This window comes from Tissierellales bacterium (genome assembly GCA_035301805.1).
GTDB lineage: Bacteria > Bacillota > Clostridia > Tissierellales > DATGTQ01 > DATGTQ01.
Genome location: DATGTQ010000096.1, coordinates 1 through 21,686, shown reverse-complemented (window position 1 = coordinate 21,686; position 21,686 = coordinate 1). Strand labels below are relative to the sequence as shown.

The following is a 21,686-nucleotide window of genomic DNA, read 5'->3' as shown; positions in this document are numbered from 1 at the left end:
TATGCCAATAATGGAAGGGGTGAATAGAATGAAAATAGCATTATCATCAAGCGGAAAGACATTGAAAGATTTCTTAGATTCAAGATTTGGAAGATGTAAATATTTTTTGATTTATGATACAGAGAAAGATAAAGTAACAGTATTAGAAAATGCTGCTAAAAATGCCGGTGGGGGAGCAGGAATTGTCGCAGCTCAGCAAATAATTGATGAATCTACTGATGTACTTATTACAGGCCATTTAGGGCCTAATGCTTATGATATGATTAAAGATTCGGGAATAAAAGCTTATAAAGGAGAGAACACTTCTTCCAATATTTTGATAAAAAAATATAAAAATGGTGAGTTAAGTGAAATAAAAGAGGCAGGCCAATCTCATAAGAAAATGGGAAAAGGTCATAGAGGTGGTTAATAAATGAATATAGCTGTATTAAGCGGAAAGGGGGGAACAGGTAAGACTACTGTTTCTACTAATCTTTCCATTATATTAGATTCAAACTATATTGACTGTGATGTGGAAGAGCCAAATGGATTTATATTTTTAAGGCCAGAAGAAATTAATGTAAGAGGTGTAGAAGTAGACATACCTGTAATTAGTAAAGATAAATGTACTTTATGTGGTGATTGTGTTAAGGTATGTAATTTTAATGCATTGGGGAAAAGTAAATCAAAAATAATAGTATTTGATAAATTATGTCATGGGTGTGGAACTTGTAGGCTCGCTTGCCAAAAAGGTGCCTTAAAATATGATAAAAAGACTATAGGTATAATAGAGGAAGGAATAAAAGGAAATATAGTTTGTAAAAGAGGAGTTTTAAATATTAGTGAACCTATGGCAGTACCTATTTTGAGAGAACTATTGCAAGAGATTCCTTCTGGGATAAATATTTTAGATAGTCCTCCTGGAACTTCTTGCAATGTGGTAAACACTTTGGAATATGCTGATAAAGCTATATTAGTAACGGAACCTACAGTATTTGGGCTTCATGATCTAAAAATGGCTATAGAATTAGTAAAAATGTTTAAAATACCTTTTGGGTTAATTATTAACAAATATGATGATGGTAATGTTCTTCTAGAAAATTTTATAGAAAAAGAAAGTATTGATGTGCTAGGTTATATTCCCTATAATAAAAAGGCTGCAAAAGTTTATTCAAAAGGTAATATGCTTATAGATATCTTTGAATACAAGGAAATTTTTCAAGACATAGCAGGAAATATTAGGGAGGTAATTTTATGAGAATTGCAATAGTTAGTGGGAAAGGTGGAACAGGTAAAACTACTATTGCTATTTCTATTGGAGAGCTAGAAAAAGGAGCTATTAAAATTGATGGAGATGTAGGTGCCTCTAATATGCATCTTTATTATGAAGGAAAAGATACATATTTGGAAGATTTCTTTGGTAGCAAATTGGCAGTAGTAGATTCTAGTATTTGCATTAAATGTGGTAAATGTGATAAAACATGTAAATTTGATGCAATAAAGAATGGAAAAGTAAATAAAATGACGTGTGAAGGTTGTGGAGCTTGTACATTAGTATGTCCTGTAGAGGCAATAAGTCTAGAAGATGATAAAACAGCTGAAATGTATATTACTAAAAAATCTAATGGAATTATATCTAGAGCAGAAATGGAAGTAGGTGGTGACGGTTCAGGTTTATTAATATCTGAGCTTCGAAAAAATGCTAATGAGTATAAAAAAAATTCAGAGTATATAATAATCGATAGCTCCCCAGGTATAGGTTGCTCAGTGATATCGTCTATTACTGGAAATGATGCTGTTATTATTGTTACAGAACCAACAAAGTCCGGGTTAGAGGATTTAGTTAGAGTATATGAATTGACTAAACATTTTAATATTTTAGCCTTTGTATGTATAAATAAATATAATATAAATAAAGAAATTACTTTGGAAATAGAAGAATACTGTAGAAAAGAGGGAGTATCAGTAGTTGGAAAAATTCCCTATGACGAAATAATTGTAGAGTCGATTAACGATTTAAAACCTATAATTTATTATAAAAATAGTAAGGCGAATAATGCTATAAGGGAAATGTGGAAAAAAGTGAAGAGAATACTAAAAATAAAGGAGTTGAATAGAATTGAAAATAGCAATAGCAACTGATAGTAAAAAGGTAAGTGGACACTTTGGTCATTGTGAAGGTTTTACTATGTATGAAATTGAGGAAGGAAAAATTTTGAATCATGAATTCATAGAAAATCCAGGGCATAGGCCAGGATTTCTTCCAGTATTCTTAAAAGAAAAAGATGCTGATGTTATTATTTCAGGAGGAATGGGAAGGTCTGCTCAGGATCTTTTTATAGAAAATAATATTCAAGTAATAGTAGGTGCAGAAGGTAATTGTGAAGATGTAATAAAATCTTACATGGAAGGAAGTTTAAAATCTACAGAAGAAGTATGTGACCACTAAAGAGGAAAAAGGTATGTACCTTTTTCCCATTGTTATTGTGAAAAGTGTAAAAAGTGAGAAAAAAGGTATGAACCTTTTTTCTCACTTTTATTTTTACAGCTTAACACAGGATATTAATTTTTGTAGATTATCTGCTGATTTTGCTAAAGTTTTGCTGGCCATAGATATTTCTTCGATGGATATAGTTTGCTCGGAAGAAACTGTTGATACATCTTCAGCTTTATCTACAATTTCTACATGCATATCCTGAACACTAGTAGCTGAATTTACTATATCTAAGGTTTCTTCGGCTATATAGGTTACTGCTATGGTCATATTGTGTATTTCAGTAGAAACTTTATCTATTAAGTTTATCACTTCATATGACGTATTTTTAGTATTATTTATTTGAGCGTGGCCATTAGCTACAAAATTTTTATGATATTCAATTACTTCATATGCATTATTAATTAATTCTTTATTTTTATTTATTAAATTATACAGTTCTTCAATTGAAACGTCAGTTTGCTCTCCTAATTTTGAAAATTCTTCAGTAACTGATGCAAGTCCTTTACCATGTTCATCAACTTTGGCAGCTTCTATTGCAACATTAAGAGTTACAGAATTAGCTTGATTAACAATATCTTCCATAGATTTTGCTAAGGTTTCCATTTCTGTAGAATTATCATTAAAGCTTGTGAGGATTTTTTCTAAATGCATTATATAGGAAGCAACATTTTCAATTTGATCCATATACTTTTCAAATTCTTTTTCAGTAAAATGGGTTTTATTGCAAATGTCTTGACTTAATTCATTGATTTCAATTGAATGTTTAGAAATATGCTCCATCTTTGAGGATATTTCTTTAATAGAAGCTATTGAACTAAGTATTTTTTGTATCTGCGTCTTCCTATGGTCAACAATTCCTGCTGCCGATTGAGCAAAGCTGGTAGTAGAAACAGCAGTTAAATTAGATACAAAGGCTAATTCATTAGAGGCATTAGCAACTCGATTTGCTGATTTTGAAATTTTTGTTATAAAGTTTCTTAAATTATTTAAAGTATCTTGACAGGCTCTTCCTATTTGTCCTATCTGATCACTGCGTCTTAAATATTTTCTATTAATATTTTTAGAAAAGTCCAATCTAGCAATGGTAGTCATAGTGCATAACATGTCTATTAAAGGCTTAGTGGTCCAATCCATCATAAAAATAGCTAATATAAATCCTGCTATTAAAGATAGAAGAGCTAGTCCAAATAGTTTTAAGCCAAGTCCCCGCAAATTTTTAACAGAGACTTTTTCAGGTATAATTTGAACAGCCCAATTTTCATATTTTAGTGGAGAAACATCAGGTATGTTTTCATCCAGACTAACTATACGAACTTCCCTATTATGTTCTAGGCCAACATTTTGAATATTCTTTTTAAAATTATCACTAGATTGGAATCCAACTAACACACCAACTGTTTCATCTAAATGTACTAAAGGAGTAGAGATAGCGATTAACTCCATAGCATTATCCTCCAGTTTTGTAAAAGGCTTTGATAAATATGTTTCACCCTTTATTGCTTTTTGGAAGTATTCGTTGCTAGAGACGTTGATTACTTCACCATTTAATAAAGTTAAATTACCATGTGTATCTGCGATACCAAAGTCTATATAATCTAGTCTATCTTTTTCGTGAAGAAGTACGTCCACCTTGGTTTTCCAGCCAACCTCTGGATTGGTTATAGTATTAAGATTACTAATACTTTCTATACCAGAAATATAATTATGGATTTTTTCTTCTGCTAAACTTGCAATATATTTGCCACTACTTTCTTGCAAATTATTTGAAATAGACTGTATATTCTTTCGAGCTGTAAAATAGGTAATAACAGCGAATAATGAAGTAATAATAAAAATAGTCAGCGAAACAGATAGGACCATTTTCTTGTGAATATTCATATTATGGGATCGCTTTATTGGTCTTTTAGGTTTTTCTTTCCTTGACATATAATTTCCTCCTTGTATAAAAGATCTTATAAAATAGGACTATATTCATAGTATGTAATTTTTGCAGCTTAAAGAAAAAAGGCCCAGTATACGACAAAATAAGACAAAAATAAAAAAAGTTCAACAAAATATGCTGTTTAAAGGTTTGTAATATGCAATCTTTGTTGAAAATATAATAGCATAAGATGTGATTAATGTAAATAGATTAAGAATTAAAAAAAGGTGAGAAAAAGAGACCATCCCTTTTTCTCACTTTTAAATTTAGACAAGCTTGTGACCGCAATTAGAGCAGAAGTTTGCTTCACCTGTTTTATGTCCACAATTAGGGCAAAAATTAGGTCTTTGTTTACTTTCAGAAATGTCGTTGGGATTTTGGGTTCTGCCCTTATCTTGATTCATATCTTCCATCATTTCCTTGGCTACATTCATACCCATCATCATACCAGCCATATCAGAAGCAGCGCCACCACCTTTTACTTTACCAGAAGACATGCCATCAATCATAGAGACTTGTCGATATTTGTTGGGATCCCCCACCATATTATGAGAAGCTGTTTTATTAATCATATCTTGTATTTCTTTTGGATAATTAAAGCTCATAATATTAAAGCCGGTAATAGTAATTCCATCGTCCATAATTTCCATGTCTAGGTCTTCCTTAATCCCTTTGCCAATTTCAAAGGAATTTGCTTGAAGGTTAAACATATCTTCTCCTTCTTTGACTATCCATTTCATTAAAAGTTGATCTAAAATGGAGGTTATTCTTAGTTTAACATCTTCTACAAGATAAGAATTTTTTACTCCAGCAATTTTATCAATTAAAGCAATATAATCATTAACCTTAAAATTAAAAGTACCATTAGCACGAATAGGCATCCCTCCAGGAAGCTGAGGGGTTGGTATGTTAATAGCGTTTTTTGTTCCCCATTTAACGGTGAACTCCTTAGTATTAACAAATAATACTTCTACTCTCATACCCGTATTGAAACCAAATTTAAAGCCCTTTAGTGTAGATAAGAAAGGTATTATTTGAGACTCTATATCATAATCTCCCTCATCTTCAAATATCCCTTCGATTTTACCATTATTTAAAAATATAGCATCTTGGCCAGGACGAATAATTAATTTACTTCCTTTTTTGATTTCTTTGCTACTCCATTTCCAGAAGATCATATCATCCCTAAATTCTTCCCATTCAACTACATTTGCAAATTGCTTTTTAAAAAATGCCATAGATTATCATTCCTTTCTAAAAACTACCTCTACTACCGCTATGGGAGTGACCACCGCTAGTAACTCCGCCCCCACCGCCGCCACCACTGCTCCCACTACTTGTGTTTTTTGACGGTTTTCTACGCTTTGTAACTGATGTTCTAATATAGTTATCCCTTCTTGCAAGGACTTTAGAAGTATCCAAATTTCTATAAGTACCATCACTAGTAGTTATTTTACCTCCTGAATTATAAGCCATGGTGCCAACTACAATTCCAGCTAATGTAAGGGAGGTGATAATTTGAAACCATAGATTAAATAATATATTGTTTGGATTTACCTTTGGTCTTATTCCCATATATTTATAGGAAGTTTTAATAAAATATTTAAAAGCTTTGTAGTAATCTCCATCTGATAAACTAGGTGTGATTTTTTCACGTATAAGATCCAGTCTAGAATCATCTAAATATTCTTTTGCTAAATAAAAACCAGATAAATATACTTCCCTATTTTCCATATCTATTGTTAATATAGCAGTATTGCCATGAGGCTTATCATATCCTAAAGCTTTCTCATCATAGAAATCTTGCATATATTTTACGACATCTTTATCATTAGTGTCATTAGTTGTTAGAATAATAAAATCTGTCTCTCTTTTAGTACTGTACTTATTAGATAAATTTTCTAATTCTTCTATTTCCTCTTCAGTTAAAAGATTTGCGAAATCATAAATTCTTTGTTTTGTATTGGAATCAGCTAGGGATTTATTAGTTAAAAGTGGATTAAAGAAAGATAAAATAATTAAAAGTATTATTATTAAACTTATTTTGTTTTTCACCATAGCTCACCTCCTATAATGAACGAAAGAACTTTTAATGTTATAAATGTTGCACCAGCAATTCCACCAAACCATTTAGCAACTTTAGCATAGCTAATAGGAGGTTTTCCAACAACTTTTCCTGTTTGGCCATTCATGGCAAAAGTATGCTCTGATTTATCAAAATCATAATAGACCATCCAAACAGGAAGTAAAGTATAATAAGCATGTTTTTTTCTTGTATCAATTTGTTTATTTCTATATTTAACTGAAGAATAGCCAGTAATAGTAGAACGAATATAGGATTCTATATAACTTTGTATCTTTCCTTTAGCTCGAGGTAGAAGATTTTTTTCGTCATAATCATATTTTTCTGCAATATAGCCTGCTAAGTAAGGAGTTTTAAAATCTTTTAACTTATCATAATGGTAAGGCTCTAGTTTATCCATAAGTTCATCATCCATTTTTTCAGATGCATCAATAGGGACCTTTACATAATCTAGGTTAATATCTCGGTATACATTATAGTATCTAGTTTCTGTATATATGTAATCTCCTCTAGTATAGGTTCTAACTTTTGTGCAAAGAGCATTAACCTGAACCTTACTATTTAAATCGTATAACCAAAATGGGACATATATACCAGTTATGTTTTTTATTCTATCGGCAGTTATAAAGCCATTCGGCGTAAGACGACCGTTTTTACACCAAGTCTTAAAGGCTTCCATAGCTTCTTTTTTGCTAATTGTAAAAGGGATGACTTTTGCTGGTGCCATTGCTCCAGACAACCTATCAGCTAATACTACCCCTGCACCACAGAAACTACAAGTAGTAGCAGTAGTTTCTGCTTCTGTAATAATAGTTGCACCACAGTTTTCACAATGATATTCCTTAGCTTCATCATCAGAAAAAGAAGTGGTAATAAACTTATCTGAAAAATCCTCTATATTATCTTTTCTTCCACAGCTATGGCAAGATAGTTTACCTGATTCACTATCAAAGGCCATATCAGAACCACAGTTAGGACATTTATAATGTATTATCATAACTTATTCACCTCTCATTATTAATGAGAAAACACTTTATTATTATGAAAGCTGTAGCTTTGGCTACAGCCTTCATTAATAAGCACTATTCCTTATTATTTAATTTTTCTTTAAGAGCTGCTAATTCATCCTCTACACTTGGATTAATATCATATTTATTCACTAAATCCTCTATATCATCTTTAGGGGGTGCATTTAATTCTGCCATTGCATTGGCTTCATCTAATAGTCTATTAGCTTTTTCTTCCATTCTATCAAAGTTTGACATGGATTTATTAGCACTATTTACAGATGAACCTATTTTATTGATTCGATCTTGAGTTTTAGCTACTGACATTTTACCCTTAATCATAGCCCTACGACTTTCTAACTCACCTATATCCGAAATAAGTTTATCATGCATTTGTCGCATTTGTTTGGCGTTAGAGGCAGCTAAGTCATAGGCTTTTTGTAATTCAGTTTCATCAGCTGATAGAGTGGATTTTTTTTCCAAGAATTTTCTAGCATCGTCCTCATTTCCGGCTTCTAAAGCCTTTATTGCATAATTTTGCATTTTGTCAATTTCAGATCTGCATTCATCTAATCGTCTTTTAGATCTTTTTTTCTCTGCCATAATAGAAGCAGTTTCAGCTTTTACTTTACCTAAATCTCGATTGAGATTTCTTAAATACTGGTCAATCATTTTTTCTGGATTCTCAGCTTTATCTAGCAATGCATTAATGTTACTTGACATAATATCTGAAAATCTTGATAAAATTCCCATATTAATACCTCCTTTAAATAAGAAAATGTCGAAATTAATAAAAATAGAAAAACAGGATATCTTATACTGAAGTTAGAATGGCTAATTAATAAAATTATATCATACTTTCAAATTCATTAATACAGTATATATATATATATATATCATATAGTAGAATATTCTAACATAAAAGATTAACTTTTCTAATAAGTCAGTAAGGATTGTCCTACTGGCTCCTTTATTTTTGGCACTAATGTATAAACCTCCATTTATTTGGCAAAAATAGAGCTAAGTTAAAGGAAATGGAGGTATATTATGGGGATTACAAAGGTAGATTATAAAGAAAGGGGAAAAAAGATTATTGAATCTGCTTTGGTTCTTTCTAAGAAGCTAAAAGAAATGAGTAATAAAGAGAAATGCGAAGATGAGGAACTATTAGAATGTTTAAAACAGGCAGAAGAGGAATGGAAAGAAAAAGAAGAATTTTTCAATACAGTGACAGAACCGGACTTAATAGATTATGCCATATATGACATGGAAGCATCCAGAAAAAAATACACTTATTTTTTAAAAAAGATTAAAGAAAAGGATATTTCTAAAAAATAAAATGGTATATTTTCGTAACTTGTCCCTTATTATATAGTATAATGATATATAGTATAATGATATTATATAATAAAGGGATGGTGATAACATGGGAATTAATTTTAGTATAATATTGGCCTATGCTATTGGACTTATCCTCTTATATCTTATAGGTATGCTTCTAGTAATTCCAATAAAAATTATTCTAAAGTTAATAATAAATGGAGTACTAGGTGGGATATTATTATTTATAGTAAATTTATTAGGTAGATTCATAGGATTTTCAATAGTAATTAATCCATTTACAGCATTAACAGCAGGTTTCTTAGGTATACCAGGAGTAATACTACTATTTTTGATAGAAAAATTTTTATAAAAAAGTTTTTAAATTTGCAAAGGCTTTAAAATTTTGGTATATTTAAAGGAGTAAAATAGGAAGGGGGCAACGGATATGGCGGAAGCAAAATTGAATGCAGAAATACGAAATGAAGTCGGTAAAAATCAGCTTAATAAAATCAGGAAAGAAGACTTCATTCCAGCTGTAGTATATGGCAAAGGAGAAGAAACACGTCATATAAAAGTAAACAAACAGCAATTTCAAAAGTTCCTTAGGGACTTTGGTTCATCTGGATTATTGCATTTAGTAATAGATGGCAAAAATGTTCCAGTAATTGTTAAAGAGGTACAAAAGCATCCATATAAAGATGAATATTTACATGTAGATTTTCAACAACTTCGTATGGATGAAACAGTAAGAATGACACTACCTATTACTTTAGTAGGAAGAGAAAACATAGAAATCCAACCTTCTATTTTAATTCAACAACTTGATGAAATTGAAATAGAATGTCTACCTGGAGATATACCTGAAAAATTAGAAGCTGATGTATCACATCTTGACTTTAATACTGCATTATTTGTAAGTGATTTAGATATCTTTAACAATGAAAATATTACTGTATTAAGAGATGCAGATGATGTAGTAGCAACACTTACAGAACCAATTAGTGAAGAAGAATTAGAAGCATTAGATGAAGAAGTAGAAGAGGATATGGAAGTAGAAGTAATTGGAGAAGATGAAGAAGAAAAAGATGAAGAAATTAACGAAGATGAAGAATAAAATATCTAGAGGTGGAAAAGGGTATTAGCTTTTAGTATAATATGTCTAAAGTATAAAATAAAAATATTCTACTAATGGAGTTGATACTATGAAGATAGTATTATTACTACTGCTGTTAGTGCCTGTTGTTATTTTCCAATCTTTTATTTTTAATGAAATAATATTAGATTATAAAGCAAAAAAAAATGCAAGAAAATCTAAAGCCAGATCTAGACCTGGTGCTCAAAAAAATAAAGTATATTACAGAGTAAAATAAGCAGCTTAAAAGCACAAGGCTGCTTATTTATTTTTCATAAAATTTTTGTTAAAATATACTTTAAGAAAGGATGACTATTATGGAGAAACTTACCGAAACAATAGAAAAAGAAAACAAATCTGTATTAAAAACTTTTTTAGTTATTATAATTTCTGTAATTTTAATAGATTTCTTCATCTTTATATGTAATAATTATTTTAATAAATGGCCTTATTTAACTAATTTAATAGTCATATTATTGACCATGTTTATTTGCAGTTTAATAGTATTAAAGCTGTTTTCGAAATATTCTTATATATTAACTGAACAAGAATTCATTTTTTACAGAGTAATAGGTAAAAGGAACCTTGAATTACTGAGGTTTAATTTAGAAGATCTTGTACATATAGAACCCTATAATAAAGAAAAAGGATTTGAAAAGCCAATGTATAAATTTATATTTCCCAAAGAATATGAAAATGCATATGTGGGAAAGTTTATAAGTAATGGTACCTACCACCATTTTTTATTTAAGCCTAGTAAGGAAATGGTAAACTTGATAAATGCAAGGCTAAATAAAGAAGTTTAACAAATAAAACATTAAATAAAAGGGAGTGAAAATAATGGGTAAAATATTAGGCGGATATCTTTTTCCCCATCCCCCTATTATTGTTGAAGAAATAGGTCGAGGAGGAGAAAAACAAGCTAAGAAGACTTTAGATGGCTCTAAGAAATTAGCTAAGGAAATAGGGAATAAGAAACCTAGCACTATTATTATAATTACCCCTCATGGACCATTATTTAGAGATGCAATATCTATATCAGCAGAAGAAAGCTTAAGAGGAAATTTTGCTAAGTTTGGAAGAGGAGATGTAAATTTTGAGTTTCAGAATAATTTAGAGCTAGTAGAAAAGATTCTTTATGAATCTAGTAAAGAAGATATAACCATAGCATCTATAGACAAAGAGTTCGCCAAAGATTATAGAGTAGATCTAGATATTGACCATGGTGCTTTAGTGCCCCTTTATTTTGTTAATGATGAATATAAAGATTATAAACTAGTTCATATTACTTATAGTTTATTTGCACCTAAAAAACTATATAGTTTTGGTAAAATTCTTCAAAGAATTGTTCTTGAATCAGAAGAGGAAGTAATATTCACTGCTAGTGGAGATTTGTCTCATAGGCTTTCTAATGATGGGCCCTACGCCTATTCTCCAGTAGGAGAAAAATTTGATAAAGAAATTGTTGATTTATTTAAAAAAGGTGATTTCCAGTCTATAGCCTCTTTTGATTTAGAATTAGCAGAAGATGCTGGAGAATGTGGGCTTCGTTCTTTAATAATACTGGCTGGATTTTTAGATAGCCGTGTTGTAAAGGCCAGTGTTTTATCCTATGAAGGCCCCTTTGGAGTAGGATATTGCACAGGGAAAATCCATGTAGGTGAAAACAAATATATTAGTCTTGCCAGAAGAAGTTTAGAATACTATGTTAAAGAAGGACAAATGATGGATGTTCCTAAAGACATAGATAACGGACTTATAGAGGAAAAAGCAGGGGTTTTTGTAACACTACAGAAAGATGGAAAATTAAGAGGTTGTATTGGGACTATAGAACCAGTAGAAAATTCTATAGCTCAAGAGATAATTAGTAATGCTGTTAGTGCAGGAATAAAAGATCCAAGATTTCCAGCGGTAGTAGAAGGTGAGCTAAATGAATTAGCCTATTCTGTAGATGTTTTAGGACCTACTGAAGTAGTAGTTTCTCCTGAGGAACTAGATGTAGAAAAATATGGTGTTATAGTAAGTAGTGGATATAGACGAGGGTTATTACTTCCAAATTTAGAAGGAGTAGATACTATAAAAGAACAAATAGGCATTGCCCTAATGAAAGCTGGGATCGGTAAAGATGAAGATTATGTTTTAGAAAGATTTGAAATAATTAGGCATATATAATATGTTAATAGGAGGAGATTTAAAGCTGTGTTGCTTAGGGAAGCTATGTATTATAAACCATTGAAAATCAACGACAAAGTACAATGTCAACTATGTCCCCATGAATGTATTATAGAGAATGGAAAATTGGGAATTTGTAAAGTGCGGAAAAATCAGTCGGGCATTTTATATGCTCTGAACTATGGCAAATTAACATCTTATGCTTATGATCTTATTGAGAAAAAACCACTAAACCATTTTCATTCTGGAAATAAGATTTTTTCAATTGGTTCTTATGGTTGTAATTTAGGTTGTGATTTTTGTCAAAATTGGGAGATAGCCCATAAGAAAAGTTTAACAGTTGAACTGTCAGATGAAGAGATAGTAAGATTAAGTAAAGCTAATGGTTCAATAGGTATAGCTTATACTTATAATGAACCTTTTATGAGTTATGAATACATGCTCCATATGTCAAAGCTTATAAAAGAAGAAAACCTCGTAAATACCTGTATAACCAATGGATATGTAGAGAAAGAGCCATTAGAAGAATTGCTTCCTTATATAGATGCTATGAATATTGATTTAAAAGCTATGAACAATAATTTTTATAAAAAGTTATGTAAGGCAAATTTAGAACCCGTTCTAAGGACTATTGAAATAGCCTCAAAAGAAACTCATATAGAAGTGACGACTCTTATAATTGAAGGTGAAAATGATAATGCTGATGAAATAGAACAACTATCTAAATGGTTATCTAATATAGATGAGGACATACCTTTCCATATTAATAGATATTTTCCAGCATATAAATTAAGCTTACCTCCTACTAATTATGATATACTTATGAAGACGAAAAGCATTGCTGATAGGTATTTAAATAATGTTTATATAGGAAATATATAGAAGAAGGTTTGGAGGATTAAAGCAGAATGAGAGGAATATTTATAACATTAGAAGGACCAGATGGCTCAGGTAAAAGCACTATAAGCAGAAATATTGCTAATTATCTAAGTGAAGAGAATATTGATTTTATAACTACTAGAGAACCAGGCGGTACTAAAATTGGAGAAGATATTAGAGATATAATATTAGATTCAAATAATAAAAAAATGTGTCCAGAAACGGAAGCACTTCTTTATGCAGCATCAAGGGGACAACATGTACAAGAAAAAATATTACCATCCTTAAATAAGGGGAAAGTTATACTATGTGAAAGATATTTGTTTTCCAGTTTAGCTTATCAAGGGGTGGGTAGAAATTTAGGAATAGAAGAGGTAAAGAAGATAAATGATTTTGCTATAAAAAATGTGTATCCGGATTTAGTACTTTTTCTTGATGTAGACCCAATGGAGGTATTAAAAAGAAAAACAAAAAGAAATGGTGGAGATAGATTAGAAAGAGAGGGAAATAATTTTCACTTGAAAGTTTATAGAGGGTATAAAAAATTAATTAAAATGTATCCAGAGAATTTAAAGATAATAAATGCTAGTAAGTCTATAGAAGAGACTTCTAAAAAATCTATAGAGTATGTAAAAAAGATACTTGAAGAGGGAGGCATTTTATCATGAAACTTTTAATAGTAATAGTACAGGATCAAGATTCTTTAAGTCTTGTAAGTGAGTTAACTGAAAAGGATTATAGAGTAACAAAACTAGCTTCAACAGGAGGATTTTTAAAATCAGGAAATACTACTTTGCTCATTGGAGTAGAAGATGAAAAGGTTGACGATGTTTTAAGTATTGTTGAGTCAAATTGTAAAACAAGAGAGATTACCACATCCTTACTAACAGTTTCTATGCCAGGTGATACTTATATTCCCTATCCTTTAGAGGTTAGGATAGGAGGAGCTACAGTATTTATATTGGATGTAGAGAAACATATAAAATTATAATAGATTAGGGGGTACTTTTCTCCCTAGCCGATAAAAGAGGTGAGTTTATTGAAATTAGTTATTGCTATAATTCAAGATCAAGATGTTCAACAACTTGTAAAGGAACTTATGTCGAAAAAATATAGAGCCACAAAATTAGCTTCAACAGGAGGATTTTTAAAATCAGGAAATACTACATTGCTTATAGGAGTTGAAGAGGAAAAGATAGATGATGTTATTAGTATTATTGAAGGAGTATGTAAGTCAAGAAATGCAGTAACTGATGATAGTGATGTAGTTGTTGGAGGAGCAAATATTTTTATTATAGATATAGATAAATTTGTAAATATGTAGTATAAATATGGGGGCATTATATGAGTTTTAAAAATATAATAGGACATGAAAAAACCATAAATAGTTTACAGAACTCTATAAAAACTAATAAAATAAGTCATTCTTATCTTTTTATTGGAGAAGAATCTATAGGTAAAAAAATGGTGGCTACAGTTTTTGCAAAGACTCTTTTATGTAACAAAAACTCAATTACCCCTTGCAATGATTGTAACTCTTGTGTTAAATTTGATACAGGGAATCATCCAGATTTTTTTCTCCTGGAACCAGAGGGTGCACATATAAAGAAAAAACAAATTGAAAAAGTAATTAAAAATATGATGACAAAACCTATAGAAAGTGAGAAAAAAATCTTTATTATAGAGGATAGTTATAAAATGAACAAAACGGCTCAAAATAGTTTTTTAAAAACTTTAGAAGAGCCACCGGAATTTGTGAATTTCATCCTTATAAGTACAAGAAGTACAAATTTACTTCCAACTATAGTATCTAGATGTGAAATAATTAAATTTTTTCCTACACAAAAAGAAAAAATAATAGAGTTATTAACGAACCGATATAACAAAGACTTAGAAGATGGAGAATTTATTTCTTCTTTTTCTAGAGGTAGAGTAGGAAAGGCTATAGAATTAGCTAAGTCTGAAGACTTTTTTCAAAAAAGAGATGAGATTATTGAAATAGTAGACAAGGTAGTAAAGGGAGACAAATTAAAAATATTTTATTCTCAGGATTTCTTTAATAATAATAAAGATAATATAAATGAATTACTAGACATTATTCTTTATTGGTTTAGAGATTTATTAATATACAAGGAATTAGGAGATTGTGGTTTAATAATAAATAAGGATAAAATTGGCTTACTATCTACAGAAACCTTCTTATCAAAAGAAAAAATTAGTGATATAATGGACTCAGTACAATTAACTAAAAATAATATAAAATACAATGTGAACTATCAACTGGCATTGGAGGTTATGTTTTTAAAAATGCAGGAGGTATATTGATGGTAACAATAGTAGGAGTTAGGTTTAAGGAAGCTGGAAAGATATACTACTTTAATCCTGGGGAACATGAGATAAAAAAAGGAGATAAAGTTATAGTAGAGACAGCCAGAGGTGTAGAATATGGTCATGTGGTAGTAGGTTTGAAAGAGGTTGAAGAAGAGGAGATAGTTCCTCCCCTTAAAGATGTTTTAAGAGTTGCTTGTAGAGAAGATTGTGTAACTCATAAAATTAATAAAAAGAAGGCAAAAGAAGCTTTCAATATTTGTTTAGAGAAAATAGAAAAACATGGCTTAGATATGAAGCTTATTGATGTAGAATACACCTTTGATAATAATAAAGTAATATTTTATTTTACCGCTGATGGTAGAGTAGACTTTAGAGAATTAGTGAAAGATTTAGCCTCTGTTTTTAGGACAAGGATAGAGCTACGTCAAATTGGAGTAAGAGATGAGGCTAAAATGGTAGGTGGTTTAGGTCCTTGTGGTAAGGAGACTTGCTGTACAACTTTTTTAGGGGATTTTGACCCGGTGTCTATAAAAATGGCAAAGGAACAAGATCTTTCCCTCAATCCTACAAAGATATCAGGATTGTGTGGAAGGCTTATGTGTTGTTTAAAGTATGAGCATCATGTATATGAAGAACTTCTTCAAAAAATGCCAGAAGTAGGTTCAATAGTTTTAACCCCCATTGGTAAAGCCACGGTAATCGAAATATATACATTGCTTGAGGCTGTAAAGGTAAGGGGAAAGCTTGAAGATGGTACAGAGGATTTCTTTATATACAATGTAGATGATATAGAAGTTATAGAAATACCTGATTCTCTTCAAGTTAAAGAAGATGAATAAGACTAAGTGGACTATGTAAGATAATATAGATGTATTGTTGACATAAGGGGGGTGAAGCGTATGGCATATAAGATTAGTGATGATTGTATTTCCTGTGGTGCTTGTGCTGCAGAATGTCCTACTGATGCTATAAGTGAAGGGGACGATATTTATGTAATTGATGCAGATGAATGTATTGACTGTGGTTCTTGTGCAGATGTATGTCCAGTTGATGCACCACAACCAGAATAAACTTATTAGTAAAAAGACCCTAAAAAGTAAGGGTCTTTTTTATTATAAAAACTATAGAAGGAGAATTAATATGAAAAAAGGAATCTTATATATATGTCCAACTCCTATTGGCAACTTAGAGGATATTACACTTAGGACTCTAAAGGTATTGGAAAAAGTTGACTTAATTGCGGCAGAAGATACTAGAAGGACCATAAAGCTATTAAATCATTATGAAATAAAAAAGCCTTTAACTAGCTATCATGAACATAATGAAAGACAAAAGGGTGATATACTTATTAAAAAATTGGAGGATGGAATAAATATTGGATTAGTTTCTGATGCAGGAATGCCTGGTATTTCTGATCCAGGTGAATATTTGATTTCACAAGCCATAGACAATGATATAGAATTAATAGTATTACCAGGAGGTACAGCTGCTATATCAGCTTTAGTATTGTCAGGATTGCCAACGGGAAAATTTGTCTTTGAAGGATTTTTATCTTCAAAAAAGAAAGATAGACGAAAAGCTTTAGAAAAAATAAAATATGAAGAGAGAACTATCATCTTATATGAATCTCCCTATAGGGTTTTAGGGCTATTAAAAGATATAAGAGATATAATGGGGAATAGAAAAATTTCTGTATCAAGAGAAATTACAAAAGTTTATGAAGAAACTATTAGGGGAACAGTAGAGGAAGTTTTAAATAGCTTTCAAGAAAAAGAACTGAAAGGTGAATTTGTTCTAACAATAGAAGGTGGGGAAAATAAAGAAGTGAATTATTACGAAAATTTAACAATAAAAGAGCATCTAACTTTCTATCTAGATAAAGGTTTAACAAAAAAAGATGCCATAAAAATAGTATCAAAGGAAAGAAATATGTCTAAAAATATAGTATATAGAGAGAGTTTAGACATATAAATGCCCGTCCAAGTACGGACGGGTATTTATTGATTATTCTTTTAGATCATCTAGACAAGCTGGACAGATGTTTTTTCCCTTAAACACTTCAACATCCTTAGCTTGTCCACAAAATATACAGGCTGGTGCATACTTTTTAAGTACAATTTGTTCACCATCCACATAAATTTCTAAGGCATCTTTTTCAGCAATTTCTAATGTTCGCCTTAGTTCTATGGGTATTACTACTCTACCCAATTCATCCACCTTTCTTACAATACCTGTTGATTTCATAATCTATTCCTCCTAACTGTAGATAAGTTCGACTTTTTTCTACAGTTTAAATAGTACCATAAATTCCAATTAAAGTCAACAATTTATTTAAGAAATAACGAAAAGATATAAAAAATATTTAAAATAAAATAAATTAAATTTTAGTGGTAGGTTGTATATCAATAATATTATAAAAGTCATAATATTAGACTCTAATATATAAGTTATATACCAATAATGTTATAATAATAGGACCTATTAATTTTTAAAAAGAAAGGGGAGAGGAAAAGGATGCTAGAAATAAATAAGGAATTAAAAGATAAATTTACTGATTTAAATATAAATTTAGCTAAAAAATACGAAAATCTAACATGTTTAGACAAAAAAACCTTAAGAAAATTTATTGAGAATAATATAGGGAAAATTATTAAATTAGAAAAAATGAGCTTTGAAGAATTAAAAGAATATCCTAAAAAAGGTGGCATTGTTGGAGTCGATGGTTCTGTAAACAAAAAAGGGGGAGCTTATCCTCATTATATAGAAGTATTTCAAGGATTAGCTAAAAATACAATTTATCCGGAAAGTCCTATATATAAAGCAGATTTTTATACTCCTCTTGTCTTAGAAGAAAACGGTAAAACTATATTGGAAAAAGAAGATAAAGAAAAGTCTCAGGGAGATGCAATGAGAAATTATAAGTTGGCAAGTATAGAAATAGAAGCAGCCTTAGAAAGTATTGAGACTTTTGACCCCTATGTAATTATTATGGATGGTTCCCTAATACGGTATGATATAGAATGTTTTGATAAATGGATAGAACTTAGAAAAAAATGTGAAGAAAAAGGTATAATTATAATAGGAGTTATTGAAGATATAAAGACTTCTATTTTAGGTGAACAATTAATGGCGGAAGAAATAATTAGAGAAGAAAGTTTCTATGATAGAGAATTATTATATGGTCTCCTTAATTTTGGGGAAATGATAATTATAAAAGAAGAAGTAACGAAAAAATCTAAAGAAGGTTTTTCTTCCATGTTTATGCGAAGCTCTAATGCTCCTAATGTTATAGGAATGGATATATTAGATAGTCAAAAAGAACATTTAAAAGAAATGGCAAGATTAGTATTTTCTTTAACGCCTAGAGATGGTAGAGGTGTACCTTTGTGGTTAGATGTAGTGGATAATGAAGTCAAAATATCTGATAAATTAATGGATCAATTACTAGAAGAATATTTAGATAGGGAAATATATGAATTGTTATTTATAAGTGAAAGGGATAAAAGACCATTATAGAGATAGAGGTGATTAATTTGAAGGTTGTAGGTATTACTACTCAACAAGAAGTATATATAGGTTCCAAAGATAGAAATTTTAGAATAAATGAGTTTTTAGTAATAGTGGATTCATATCAAGGAGATTTACTAGGGGAAGTAGTGGAGGCTCAAACCTATAATAGATACATACCATTAAATATTCAAGGAGATTTAGTAGATGGTCAAGTTATGGAATCATTAAAGGCTATAGGCTACAATATTAATGAGGATACTATATATATTGCAAAAGTTAGACTACTAAATGAAGCATTATATCCAATAGAAACGGGTTCAGATGTAAGAGTTCCCATTTTTGATGAGGTAAAAGATATTATGATTTCAACTACTGAAGATGAAGGATTAGTTTTAGGAGCTATAAAAAGTACAGATCATATTGTTAATGATATGGATGAAGAATTTAAAGATCTTTTATATACTTTTGACGAAGGAGAGCTTAAAGAACAACAAGATATACCTTATATATTGGATTTAAGATCAATGCATCAATATCCTCATATTGGTGTATTTGGTGGTTCTGGCTCTGGGAAATCTTTTGGCCTTAGAGTAATTTTAGAAGAACTTATGAAATTAAGTATTCCTACAATAGTATTAGATCCACATTTTGAAATGGATTTTTCTCAAAGCCAAGACTATATACCAGAAGATGAAAGGGAAGATTTTAATGATAAATTTAAATGTTTACAAGTAGGCTATCATGTAGGAGTAAAATTTGAAGATATATCTACCCAAGATTTAAAAAATTTATTAGATGCTTCTGGTCATATAACTGACTCTATGAGTAATGTAGTAGATATACTCCATAAGAAAAATGATTCTTACTATAGTTTTTCCAATAGAATAAAAATGCTTTTAGAAGCTCAAGAAGAAAGTTCCATAGATAGAATAAATCAAAGAATTGAATTAAGTGAAACGGATGCAGAAAGGGATGGTTGGAAAAAAAGGAAAGAACTTTTTATTAATTATGACAAATCTTGTCCCTATAGTTCCGTAAGAGGAATCTTTTGGAGACTTAATCGGCTGAATAATGAAGGTATATTTAGCAAGGATATTAGGGAAATTGAAGAAGGAATTAAGATGGGCAAGCTTATTGTTATTCAGGGAAGTACTAGGATTTTACAGGTATTTAGTACCTACCTTTTAAATAGCTTATATTATAAAAGACGGGATTATAAAGATGCCCAGTTTAAAAATACTACAGCAGAATACTTTCCACCTTTTTTTGTAGTTACAGATGAAGCTCATAATTTTGCACCAAAAGCCTATGATACTCCATCTAAATCAATTCTTAAAGAAATATCACAAGAAGGTAGAAAGTATGGAGCATTTTTAATATTAGCTACCCAAAGACCTACGCTGTTAGACGACACTATCACAGCACAATTAAACAATAAATTTATTTTTAGAACTGTAAGGTCATCGGATATACAAACTATTAAAGAAGAAACAGATATTACAGTAGAAGAGGCTAACAGACTTCCTTATTTAAAGACAGGAGATGTATTTGTTTCATCAGCAACTATGGGAAGAACTATTTTTGCAAGAATTAGAGCCTCTAAGACTTCTAGCCCTCATACAGAAAATCCTTTTGATGAATTAAAGGATAAAAATGAAGAAGATGAAGAAGTATTTTATAATACTATAAAAGATAAACTTCCTATAAATGGGACGGATATCGTCAATGTAATAAAAGAAATAGAAGAAGATACAGGGAAAACTTATACCCTAGATTTATTTAAAGAAAAACTTAATAAATTAGCTTCTATGAATAAAATAGAAAAAGAAGATACAATGTTTGGGATTGTATATAAAGAAAGTTAAATATTAAATGTAAAAAAGGTCTCTCTGCCATACCCCGGGAGAGCTTTTTTATTTTTATTGTTTCTAATAAGATGGCTCTTACCTATAAGCGCATATGAAGTGAATGAAGAAATCATTGAAGAGTTAAAGGAGGAAGGCCCAGGAGATGTAAAAGGTCTGAGTTGGAATGGTACATTTATCATTGTATTTGTTAGTGGGTTGATTGCAGTATTTTTTGAACGACTCATTCTTAAGTTAAACTTTGGAGAAAATTACAATATTGTTTTTCTTTATGCAATACCAATTATGTTTATAGCGTCTTTTATAATATCTAGACATTTTAAAAAGAAAAAAATATTAAGATTCCTCAATGGAAGATATAATAAAAAAAGAATAAGATTTAAGCTATGTTCTGGGAAAAACATGTGGAAATATTTTTGGTATCCATTATTGATTTTTATAGTTATTACTTTAGTAGGTGTTCTATTCGGTCTATATTTTATTCTAGAAGAAAGTTATGACTCAAGGGATTATTTAATATATTTTTTAACTATACTTCTTTGGTTTATGACGACAACATATACAGCAATAAGGCCAGAACTTTTATTAGGAGCTACTGTAATTATAGAAGATAAATAAGGGGAATGATTCCATATTAAAGCTAGCAGTATAGTATATTTAAAAGATGGTGTAGAAAAAGTAATGATTCTAAGTAGAGGTCCAATTGTTGAAGAGGGTGGTGAAGGATTAATATTTGATTATTCAGGATGCATATATCCAATGGGTTTAGATATGGAAAGAATTTTACACTTTAATGAAGGGAATATAGATAAAGTAGTATTCAATGGATACTATGATGAAACAGAAGATAGATTTCAAGAACTATATAATGAGTGGATGGAAGAAAATAGAGATGAATACAAAAAAGGAGTAGTTCCAACAGAATCTGAAAAGTAAGATTTAATTTATCATCCCAAAATAGAAAAAAGTGATTGGAGATTAACTTTT

At 30.2% G+C, this 21,686-nt stretch carries 28 protein-coding genes; 22 read left to right on the top strand and 6 right to left on the bottom strand.

What is annotated here, in order from left to right; genetic code table 11:
• Nucleotides 1–28: 28 nt before the first annotated feature.
• From VK071_04560 to VK071_04545, 4 genes are read left to right on the top strand one after another with little or no spacing between them, the layout of a single operon-like run.
• A complete protein-coding gene (locus VK071_04560; GenBank protein HLR34585.1) occupies nt 29–409 on the top strand; it encodes a NifB/NifX family molybdenum-iron cluster-binding protein in 381 nt (126 codons plus the stop codon).
• 3 nt (nt 410–412) lie between these two features.
• Nucleotides 413–1,237 (top strand): ATP-binding protein, encoded by an 825-nt coding sequence (locus VK071_04555; GenBank protein HLR34584.1) that lies wholly within the window; start codon nt 413–415, stop codon nt 1,235–1,237.
• Nucleotides 1,234–2,121, top strand: coding sequence for an ATP-binding protein (locus VK071_04550; GenBank protein ID HLR34583.1), 888 nt, complete (start codon nt 1,234–1,236; stop codon nt 2,119–2,121). Before VK071_04555 ends, VK071_04550 begins: the two co-directional genes overlap by 4 nt.
• Nucleotides 2,099–2,428 carry a NifB/NifX family molybdenum-iron cluster-binding protein gene (locus VK071_04545; protein ID HLR34582.1) on the top strand — a complete coding sequence of 110 codons (330 nt, stop codon included), beginning with the start codon at nt 2,099–2,101 and terminating at the stop codon, nt 2,426–2,428. The genes VK071_04550 and VK071_04545 overlap by 23 nt, the downstream gene beginning before the upstream one ends.
• A 93-nt stretch (nt 2,429–2,521) precedes the next feature.
• On the opposite strand, the gene VK071_04540 is transcribed toward VK071_04545, so the two are convergent.
• The 5 genes from VK071_04540 to VK071_04520 all read right to left on the bottom strand — a co-directional run bounded on the left by VK071_04540 (nt 2,522) and on the right by VK071_04520 (nt 8,240).
• Nucleotides 2,522–4,402, bottom strand: a complete 1,881-nt coding sequence (locus VK071_04540) for a methyl-accepting chemotaxis protein (GenBank protein ID HLR34581.1) — start codon at nt 4,400–4,402, stop codon at nt 2,522–2,524.
• A 261-nt stretch (nt 4,403–4,663) separates the two neighbouring features.
• Complete coding sequence (locus VK071_04535; GenBank protein HLR34580.1) at nt 4,664–5,635, bottom strand: SPFH domain-containing protein; 972 nt, start codon at nt 5,633–5,635, stop codon at nt 4,664–4,666.
• A 16-nt stretch (nt 5,636–5,651) separates the two neighbouring features.
• Nucleotides 5,652–6,455, bottom strand: coding sequence for a TPM domain-containing protein (locus VK071_04530; GenBank protein HLR34579.1), 804 nt, complete (start codon nt 6,453–6,455; stop codon nt 5,652–5,654).
• Nucleotides 6,449–7,477 (bottom strand): TFIIB-type zinc ribbon-containing protein, encoded by a 1,029-nt coding sequence (locus VK071_04525; GenBank protein ID HLR34578.1) that lies wholly within the window; start codon nt 7,475–7,477, stop codon nt 6,449–6,451. Before VK071_04525 ends, VK071_04530 begins: the two co-directional genes overlap by 7 nt.
• Before the next feature lie 85 nt (nt 7,478–7,562).
• A complete protein-coding gene (locus VK071_04520; GenBank protein ID HLR34577.1) occupies nt 7,563–8,240 on the bottom strand; it encodes a PspA/IM30 family protein in 678 nt (225 codons plus the stop codon).
• Nucleotides 8,241–8,534: 294 nt separating this feature from the next.
• On the opposite strand from VK071_04520, the gene VK071_04515 reads away from it, so the two are divergent.
• From VK071_04515 to rsmI, 14 genes are all read left to right on the top strand, one after another.
• Nucleotides 8,535–8,825, top strand: coding sequence for a DUF2508 family protein (locus VK071_04515; GenBank protein ID HLR34576.1), 291 nt, complete (start codon nt 8,535–8,537; stop codon nt 8,823–8,825).
• 88 nt (nt 8,826–8,913) lie between these two features.
• A complete protein-coding gene (locus VK071_04510) occupies nt 8,914–9,180 on the top strand; it encodes a pro-sigmaK processing inhibitor BofA family protein (GenBank protein HLR34575.1) in 267 nt (88 codons plus the stop codon).
• Nucleotides 9,181–9,255: 75 nt separating this feature from the next.
• The gene (locus VK071_04505; protein ID HLR34574.1) at nt 9,256–9,924 is read left to right on the top strand and encodes a 50S ribosomal protein L25; all 669 of its coding nucleotides are present in this window, start codon (nt 9,256–9,258) and stop codon (nt 9,922–9,924) included.
• Between the two features lie 88 nt (nt 9,925–10,012).
• On the top strand, nt 10,013–10,180 hold the full coding sequence (locus VK071_04500; protein ID HLR34573.1) for a hypothetical protein: 168 nt from the start codon (nt 10,013–10,015) through the stop codon (nt 10,178–10,180).
• Between the two features lie 79 nt (nt 10,181–10,259).
• A complete protein-coding gene (locus VK071_04495; GenBank protein ID HLR34572.1) occupies nt 10,260–10,748 on the top strand; it encodes a hypothetical protein in 489 nt (162 codons plus the stop codon).
• Nucleotides 10,749–10,782: 34 nt separating this feature from the next.
• Nucleotides 10,783–12,114, top strand: coding sequence for an AmmeMemoRadiSam system protein A (gene amrA / locus VK071_04490; GenBank protein ID HLR34571.1), 1,332 nt, complete (start codon nt 10,783–10,785; stop codon nt 12,112–12,114).
• A 27-nt stretch (nt 12,115–12,141) separates the two neighbouring features.
• Nucleotides 12,142–12,996: an AmmeMemoRadiSam system radical SAM enzyme gene (gene amrS / locus VK071_04485; GenBank protein ID HLR34570.1), complete on the top strand. Its 855-nt coding sequence runs from the start codon at nt 12,142–12,144 to the stop codon at nt 12,994–12,996.
• 26 nt (nt 12,997–13,022) lie between these two features.
• Entirely contained in the window at nt 13,023–13,661 is a 639-nt protein-coding gene (gene tmk, locus VK071_04480) for a dTMP kinase (protein HLR34569.1), read from the top strand.
• Complete coding sequence (locus tag VK071_04475; protein HLR34568.1) at nt 13,658–13,984, top strand: cyclic-di-AMP receptor; 327 nt, start codon at nt 13,658–13,660, stop codon at nt 13,982–13,984. The genes tmk and VK071_04475 overlap by 4 nt, the downstream gene beginning before the upstream one ends.
• Before the next feature lie 48 nt (nt 13,985–14,032).
• Nucleotides 14,033–14,317, top strand: coding sequence for a cyclic-di-AMP receptor (locus tag VK071_04470; protein ID HLR34567.1), 285 nt, complete (start codon nt 14,033–14,035; stop codon nt 14,315–14,317).
• A gap of 20 nt (nt 14,318–14,337) precedes the next feature.
• Nucleotides 14,338–15,318 carry a DNA polymerase III subunit delta' gene (gene holB / locus VK071_04465; protein HLR34566.1) on the top strand — a complete coding sequence of 327 codons (981 nt, stop codon included), beginning with the start codon at nt 14,338–14,340 and terminating at the stop codon, nt 15,316–15,318.
• Nucleotides 15,318–16,163: a stage 0 sporulation family protein gene (locus tag VK071_04460; GenBank protein ID HLR34565.1), complete on the top strand. Its 846-nt coding sequence runs from the start codon at nt 15,318–15,320 to the stop codon at nt 16,161–16,163. Before holB ends, VK071_04460 begins: the two co-directional genes overlap by 1 nt.
• Nucleotides 16,164–16,223: 60 nt before the next feature.
• Nucleotides 16,224–16,394, top strand: coding sequence for a 4Fe-4S binding protein (locus VK071_04455; GenBank protein HLR34564.1), 171 nt, complete (start codon nt 16,224–16,226; stop codon nt 16,392–16,394).
• Nucleotides 16,395–16,464: 70 nt separating this feature from the next.
• Complete coding sequence (rsmI, locus tag VK071_04450) at nt 16,465–17,295, top strand: 16S rRNA (cytidine(1402)-2'-O)-methyltransferase (GenBank protein HLR34563.1); 831 nt, start codon at nt 16,465–16,467, stop codon at nt 17,293–17,295.
• 33 nt (nt 17,296–17,328) lie between these two features.
• Here rsmI and VK071_04445 read toward each other — a convergent pair whose 3' ends face one another.
• Nucleotides 17,329–17,568 (bottom strand): AbrB/MazE/SpoVT family DNA-binding domain-containing protein, encoded by a 240-nt coding sequence (locus VK071_04445; protein HLR34562.1) that lies wholly within the window; start codon nt 17,566–17,568, stop codon nt 17,329–17,331.
• A gap of 270 nt (nt 17,569–17,838) precedes the next feature.
• Here VK071_04445 and VK071_04440 point away from each other — a divergent pair, with 270 nt between their 5' ends.
• The 4 genes from VK071_04440 to VK071_04425 are packed head-to-tail and all read left to right on the top strand — an operon-like array spanning nt 17,839 to nt 21,635.
• Entirely contained in the window at nt 17,839–18,840 is a 1,002-nt protein-coding gene (locus VK071_04440) for a DNA double-strand break repair nuclease NurA (GenBank protein HLR34561.1), read from the top strand.
• Nucleotides 18,841–18,857: 17 nt separating this feature from the next.
• On the top strand, nt 18,858–20,699 hold the full coding sequence (locus tag VK071_04435) for an ATP-binding protein (protein ID HLR34560.1): 1,842 nt from the start codon (nt 18,858–18,860) through the stop codon (nt 20,697–20,699).
• A gap of 57 nt (nt 20,700–20,756) precedes the next feature.
• Nucleotides 20,757–21,317 carry a hypothetical protein gene (locus VK071_04430; protein HLR34559.1) on the top strand — a complete coding sequence of 187 codons (561 nt, stop codon included), beginning with the start codon at nt 20,757–20,759 and terminating at the stop codon, nt 21,315–21,317.
• Between the two features lie 15 nt (nt 21,318–21,332).
• Entirely contained in the window at nt 21,333–21,635 is a 303-nt protein-coding gene (locus tag VK071_04425; GenBank protein HLR34558.1) for a DUF4176 domain-containing protein, read from the top strand.
• Nucleotides 21,636–21,686: the final 51 nt, after the last annotated feature.

Bases quoted from the DNA above. Each gene is read 5' to 3' on its own strand.
- VK071_04475 (HLR34568.1), top strand. From the start codon at position 13,658: ATGAAACTTTTAATAGTAATAGTACAGGATCAAGATTCTTTAAGTCTT.
- VK071_04560 (HLR34585.1), top strand. From the start codon at position 29: ATGAAAATAGCATTATCATCAAGCGGAAAGACATTGAAAGATTTCTTA.
- holB (HLR34566.1), top strand. From the start codon at position 14,338: ATGAGTTTTAAAAATATAATAGGACATGAAAAAACCATAAATAGTTTA.
- VK071_04520 (HLR34577.1), bottom strand. From the start codon at position 8,240: ATGGGAATTTTATCAAGATTTTCAGATATTATGTCAAGTAACATTAAT.
- VK071_04530 (HLR34579.1), bottom strand. From the start codon at position 6,455: ATGGTGAAAAACAAAATAAGTTTAATAATAATACTTTTAATTATTTTA.
- VK071_04460 (HLR34565.1), top strand. From the start codon at position 15,318: ATGGTAACAATAGTAGGAGTTAGGTTTAAGGAAGCTGGAAAGATATAC.
- VK071_04455 (HLR34564.1), top strand. From the start codon at position 16,224: ATGGCATATAAGATTAGTGATGATTGTATTTCCTGTGGTGCTTGTGCT.
- amrA (HLR34571.1), top strand. From the start codon at position 10,783: ATGGGTAAAATATTAGGCGGATATCTTTTTCCCCATCCCCCTATTATT.
- VK071_04445 (HLR34562.1), bottom strand. From the start codon at position 17,568: ATGAAATCAACAGGTATTGTAAGAAAGGTGGATGAATTGGGTAGAGTA.
- VK071_04525 (HLR34578.1), bottom strand. From the start codon at position 7,477: ATGATAATACATTATAAATGTCCTAACTGTGGTTCTGATATGGCCTTT.
- VK071_04540 (HLR34581.1), bottom strand. From the start codon at position 4,402: ATGTCAAGGAAAGAAAAACCTAAAAGACCAATAAAGCGATCCCATAAT.
- VK071_04510 (HLR34575.1), top strand. From the start codon at position 8,914: ATGGGAATTAATTTTAGTATAATATTGGCCTATGCTATTGGACTTATC.
- tmk (HLR34569.1), top strand. From the start codon at position 13,023: ATGAGAGGAATATTTATAACATTAGAAGGACCAGATGGCTCAGGTAAA.
- VK071_04440 (HLR34561.1), top strand. From the start codon at position 17,839: ATGCTAGAAATAAATAAGGAATTAAAAGATAAATTTACTGATTTAAAT.
- VK071_04505 (HLR34574.1), top strand. From the start codon at position 9,256: ATGGCGGAAGCAAAATTGAATGCAGAAATACGAAATGAAGTCGGTAAA.
- rsmI (HLR34563.1), top strand. From the start codon at position 16,465: ATGAAAAAAGGAATCTTATATATATGTCCAACTCCTATTGGCAACTTA.
- VK071_04495 (HLR34572.1), top strand. From the start codon at position 10,260: ATGGAGAAACTTACCGAAACAATAGAAAAAGAAAACAAATCTGTATTA.
- VK071_04555 (HLR34584.1), top strand. From the start codon at position 413: ATGAATATAGCTGTATTAAGCGGAAAGGGGGGAACAGGTAAGACTACT.
- VK071_04550 (HLR34583.1), top strand. From the start codon at position 1,234: ATGAGAATTGCAATAGTTAGTGGGAAAGGTGGAACAGGTAAAACTACT.
- VK071_04515 (HLR34576.1), top strand. From the start codon at position 8,535: ATGGGGATTACAAAGGTAGATTATAAAGAAAGGGGAAAAAAGATTATT.
- VK071_04500 (HLR34573.1), top strand. From the start codon at position 10,013: ATGAAGATAGTATTATTACTACTGCTGTTAGTGCCTGTTGTTATTTTC.
- VK071_04535 (HLR34580.1), bottom strand. From the start codon at position 5,635: ATGGCATTTTTTAAAAAGCAATTTGCAAATGTAGTTGAATGGGAAGAA.